Consider the following 952-nt stretch of genomic DNA (forward strand, 5'->3'; position numbering starts at 1 on the left):
TTATATCTATTGATTCGAATCTTTAAAAGGAGGGGAAACATGGGGAAAATAATAGGGATTATTCTGATTATAGGTGGTATGATTCCATTAATTTATGCAATGATGCAAATCTATCGTCAATGGAAAGAAAAAGGGCCTTCTTTTGCTCTTAAATCAATAATTTTCCTAGTCGTAAGCATTTTGCTAGATACTGCAACAACTATTATATTGTGTATAGTAACAGTATTCATTGGTATTTGTTTAATTATCTACACATAATAAGTTCAAGAAGGCTAACTTATCGATTGTTACTAATTGGAGGGATTGGATGAACTTCATTTTACATGGATCTAAATATACAGTTTTAGCTTCCGTTTTTGACTCATTTCAAGGTAGGGAAAAAGAGTTTAATTGGCTTATAACAGACATGGAGATTGTCGCACATCAGGAAGAGAAACTTATCCGAGATTATCCTAAAATGTCGCATCCAATAGTTTGGATAGCAGGTGAAGATCTTTCAAATCTCGTAAAGAAATATAATCCTCAATTTATTTGGGGTGTACTATCTGCGTTTGATAAGTCTATAAACATTGATATTAATAATTTGCTTGTAGAACCCTATGCAAATAGAAACGAAGAACTCTGGGTACCAAGTCCAAATATTCAGCACCCTCAAGCAAAACTTGAAATTGTTTGTTGGGATTCCAGTTTGATGTTGTTATTAAGTAACGATATAAATATTGATGATAAATTTAGAAATTACTTTAAAGAAGCTAGAGATTTAAATGCCTATAATTCGGAATTTTGATTTTAATGGAGACAACATTAATCCGTTATACGAAACAGATATGAAAAAGGGAACGGTATGCATACTTTACAAGTAGCGTATTATAAGGTGAAAAGCGGATTCTCTGTGAAGAGAATTAGATTATTATTGATTTATAAAAACAATTAGGAATAATAAACTTAATAT

The 952-nt window shown here is 31.0% G+C and carries 2 protein-coding genes; both read left to right on the plus strand.

The window, feature by feature from the left end; all coding sequences use genetic code 11:
* Positions 1-39: 39 nt before the first annotated feature.
* On the plus strand, positions 40-258 hold the full coding sequence (locus ABWK52_RS29020; RefSeq protein WP_000516160.1) for a hypothetical protein: 219 nt from the start codon (positions 40-42) through the stop codon (positions 256-258).
* Positions 259-307: 49 nt separating this feature from the next.
* On the plus strand, positions 308-787 hold the full coding sequence (locus tag ABWK52_RS29025; protein WP_097796484.1) for a hypothetical protein: 480 nt from the start codon (positions 308-310) through the stop codon (positions 785-787).
* Positions 788-952: the final 165 nt, after the last annotated feature.

The sequence above is a fragment of the Bacillus sp. AP50 genome, assembly GCF_040492675.1.
Taxonomy (GTDB): Bacteria; Bacillota; Bacilli; order Bacillales; family Bacillaceae_G; genus Bacillus_A; species Bacillus_A cereus.